Source organism: Streptomyces sp. C (assembly GCF_000158895.1).
In the GTDB taxonomy this organism is placed as follows: Bacteria; Actinomycetota; Actinomycetes; order Streptomycetales; family Streptomycetaceae; genus Streptomyces; species Streptomyces racemochromogenes.
This window is the reverse complement of record NZ_GG657750.1, coordinates 6,752,840-6,756,770: the sequence shown is the minus strand read 5'-3', so window position 1 is coordinate 6,756,770 and position 3,931 is coordinate 6,752,840. Positions and strand designations below refer to the sequence as shown.

The window sequence follows — 3,931 nt, the reverse complement described above, 5'->3', positions numbered from 1 at the left end:
CCGTCCGGGGGCGGGGCCGCGAGCAGCCATCCCGACGGCACCTCGCACTTCGTGGCCTCCGCGCTCGCCGCGTTCCCCGAGGAGTTCCGCGACCACGCCCTCGGCAGCGGCTGTGGGCGGCGGATCGTGGGGGCGCTGCCGCTGCCGCAGGACGAGAGCCCGCCGGAGCGGCTGGTGGTGGACTGGACCCTGTGCAAGGGGCACGGGCTGTGCGTGGACGTCCTGCCCGACGTCGTACGGCTCGACGCGGACGGCTTCCCGGCGGAGGCGTCCATGCCGGTGCCGGGCCACCTGCGGCCCAAGGCGCTGCGGGCGGTGCGCCGCTGCCCGGCGCTCGCGCTGCGCATCCAGGAATGAGCGGGCGCACGGGTGCGGGACGCCTCCGAGTTCACTCTTGGCGCGATCTGACAAATTCCCGCGGAATTCCGCTCCGGCCGCTGTTCGCCCCGTATCAATGACCGCAGGCAAAGAGCACGACGGCACCGAATCCCAAGGAGAGATCGTGAAGACAATGCGCCGGGAGACAATGCGCCGGGAGATAATCGCCGGGTCGGCGGTCGCGGTATTGCTGCTGACGGCCGGTTGCGGTGCCGCCGAAAAACCCTCCTCGAAAGCGGACGCGGTCCAGCCGGCGGGCTCCGGGAAGCAGCTCGGCGCATACGGCTCCGACGGGGGTTCGGGATACGGGGCGGGATCCGGATCGGGTTACGGCGAGGGCTCCGGCGCCGACCCGGCCGGCGGCGGGGGGCAGAGCGGTCCGGCCGGGAAGCTCCAGGTGCGGGAGATCGCGAACGTGGGCTCCGGCGTCGCCGACGGCGACGGGTTCACGCTCTACCGCTTCGACAAGGACACCGCGAAGCCGCCCAAGTCCAACTGCGAGGGCGACTGCGCCAAGGCCTGGCCGGCGGTCCCGGCGGACGACGCCTCGGCGGGGGCCGGTGTCGACGCCGCCCTGCTCGGCTCGGTGACCCGGGCCGACGGCAGCAAGCAGCTGACGGTCGGGGGCTGGCCGGTGTACCGCTACGCCAAGGACACCAAGGCGGGCGACGCCCTCGGCGAGGGCGTCGGCGGCACCTGGCACGTCCTGGGACCCGACGGGAAATGGGCCGCCGCCGGAAAGGGAGCGGCACCGGGAACGGGAACGGGAACGGAAATGCAGGGACACGGAACGGAACAGGGAGGAGCAGCGAAGGAAGGGTCCCAGGAGGCGGCGAAGGTCGCGCTTTCGGTACGGAAGGACGCCAGGCTCGGGAACATCGTCCAGAACGCGGAGGGCTGGACCCTCTACCGCTTCGACAAGGACAGCGCCTGGCCGATGAAAATCGGCTGCGTGGATTCCTGCACGGACACCTGGAAGCCCGCCCCGCTCGTCGACAAGACGCAGGTGTCGGGAATCGACCCCAAACTGATCGGCTCGGTGAAAAGGCCCGACGGGACGGAGCAGTTGACCATCGACTGCTGGCCGGTCTACACGTTCACCGGTGACAAGGCGCCCGGGGACGTCAACGGGCAGGGCAAGCAGAACCTCTGGTGGGCCGTCACTGACAAGGGGAAGAAGGCGGCCGGCTGAGCCGGCCGGGACACCCATGAGCCGTGGTGCCCGGTCCCCCTCCCCTCCCCGCCGGGCACCACACCCCCTTTCTCCCTCCGATCCCCTCCAGTGAGGTCGCCATGCCCCCGTCCGACCGCCCGACCCGCCGCCCCCTCCTCGCGGCCGGTGCCGCGCTGTGCGGTGCGCTGCTGGCCGGCGGCTGCGCCACGGAACCGCCCGCGCGCCCCGGGGCGGCGGCCCACGCGGCCCACGCGGGCGAGGGCCCGGCCGGGAGGGCCGCCACGGTGGAGGAGCTCGCCTCCGCCCTGGGCTGCACCGCCGAGTCGATCACCGAGGCCGACGAACTGCGCCAGGCGGCGTGCGCGGGCGGACAGGGCTCCTACCGCCTCACCACTTTCGCCGCCGAGGAGGGCCTGCGCTCCTGGCTGGCGGAGACCCGGGTGTACGGCGGGGTCTACCTGGTGGGGAACCGCTGGGTGGTCACCGCCCAGTCTCCGCAGGCCCTGACCGCGCTCCGCGAACGCCTCGGCGGCACGCTGGAGTCGGGCGAGGAGCACACCGGGCACTGACTCCGCGACGGATCACAGCGTCCTCCAACAGTCGTGGCGCGTCGGCCAGTTGTCCGGAATCTCCCTCATTCGCGAGTTGCACGAAGACGTACGGGGAGCCGCCCTGAGGGATGATTCGCCCCACCGCCCGCGTGCTCCAAGGTGGCACGGAACCGCCCCTCGACGAAAGGAACGGCTCTCCGTGCGCCTGAAACGCCTCGCACCCATGCTCGCCACCGCCGGGCTCCTCGCGACCTCCCTCCCCATGCTCGCCGCCACCCAGGCGGCGGCCGCCCCGGCTCCTTCCGACTACCAGCCGCAGCAGCCCGCCTGGCACCGCTGCACCCCGGACCGGCCGGCCGCGTACGAGTGCGCGACGATCAAGGTGCCGCTCGACTACCAGCGTCCCCGCGGCAGGACCATCGACCTCGCCATATCCCGGATCAAGAGCCCGGACCCGGCCAAGCGGCACGGGGTCGTGCTGCTCAACCCGGGCGGACCCGGCGGCTCGGGGCTCGACCTTCCGCTGATGATGGACGAGGCCATGCCGAAGGAGGTCAGGGAGCGCTACGACCTGATCGGCTTCGATCCGCGCGGCGTCGGGGCCAGCAGCCCGATCAGCTGCGGACTGAACGAGGCGGAGCAGAACTTCGACCGCGCGTACCGCCCCGAGACCTTCCCCGCCGACGTCGCCTGGGCGCGCACCGTCGCGGACAAGTGCCGGGAGAAGGCCGGTTCGGTCCTCCCGTACATCACCACCCGCAACACGGCCCGCGACATGGACTCGATCCGCGCGGCCCTGGGCGAGCGGAAGATCTCCTACGTGGGCTACTCGTACGGGACCTACCTCGGCGCGGTGTACACCCAGATGTTCCCCTCCCGTACCGACCGCTTCGTCCTCGACAGCGGGGTCGACCCGCAGCTGCTCTGGCGCGGGATGCTCCAGGTGTGGGCCACGGAGGCCGAGCCGGCCTTCGCCCGGTGGACGCGGTGGACGGCGGAGCGCGACGGCGAGTACCGGCTCGGTGCGACGCCGCAGGCGGTGTCGGCGACGTTCTGGGGGCTGGTGGCCCGCGCCGACCGCGAGCCGATCGAGTTCCAGGGGATGAAACTGACGGGTGACGACATCCGCTCCGCGCGCGGCCTATTCTTCTACCCGCAGCAGGCGGCGCCGCTCGTCGCCGCGCTGAAGGCGGCCGCCGAGGGCGCCCCGCAGCCCGTCGGCGCGGCCGTGCCGGACCTGAAGAAGCTGCTGCGCGTGGCGGATCCGGCCTCCGACAACGGCACGGCCGTCTTCTGGTCCGTGCTGTGCGGGGACACCGGCGCCTGGCCTCGTGATCCCGGCCAGTACGCGCGGGACGCGGCCCGGGACAAGGCCCGCTACCCGCTGTACGGGGACATCGCCTCCAACATCAAGCCCTGTGCCTTCTGGCAGCGGCCCGCCGAGGCGGCCACCCCGATGAAGACCCGGGCGAACGTGCTGACCGTGCAGAACGAGTGGGACTCGCAGACCCCGCTCGTGAGCGGGCAGGGCCTGCACCGGGCCCTGAAGGGCTCGCGGATGGTGCTCGCGAAGGGCGGGGAGGGCCACGGCGTGTACCTGGCCGACCCGGGCTCCTGCGCCAACGCGCCGGTCAACTCCTACCTGGCCACGGGCCGGCTGCCCGACCGGGACGTGACCTGCGAGGCGGCTCCGGCCCCGGCGCAGCGGCAGGACGTACTGCCGGCGCCGAAGCCGCTGCCGCTCCCGGCGGGTCCGCGGCGGTTCTGACGTCGCGGGGTCAGCCGAGCAGGGCGTAGACCGTGGAGGCCTTCGCCGCCGGTTCCACGG

Annotated in this window: 4 protein-coding genes; all 4 read left to right on the top strand. The window is 72.8% G+C overall.

Annotated elements, in window-relative coordinates:
* A partial coding sequence (locus SSNG_RS44220) for a ferredoxin (protein WP_007267773.1) occupies positions 1-357 on the top strand: 357 nt, incomplete at its 5' end.
* A 169-nt stretch (positions 358-526) separates the two neighbouring features.
* The gene (locus SSNG_RS30375) at positions 527-1,570 is read left to right on the top strand and encodes an SCO0930 family lipoprotein (RefSeq protein WP_042802328.1); all 1,044 of its coding nucleotides are present in this window, start codon (positions 527-529) and stop codon (positions 1,568-1,570) included.
* A gap of 101 nt (positions 1,571-1,671) precedes the next feature.
* Entirely contained in the window at positions 1,672-2,121 is a 450-nt protein-coding gene (locus SSNG_RS38235) for a hypothetical protein (protein WP_007267771.1), read from the top strand.
* Positions 2,122-2,326: 205 nt separating this feature from the next.
* Positions 2,327-3,871 carry an alpha/beta hydrolase gene (locus tag SSNG_RS30365; RefSeq protein WP_042802327.1) on the top strand — a complete coding sequence of 515 codons (1,545 nt, stop codon included), beginning with the start codon at positions 2,327-2,329 and terminating at the stop codon, positions 3,869-3,871.
* Positions 3,872-3,931 lie beyond the last annotated feature (60 nt).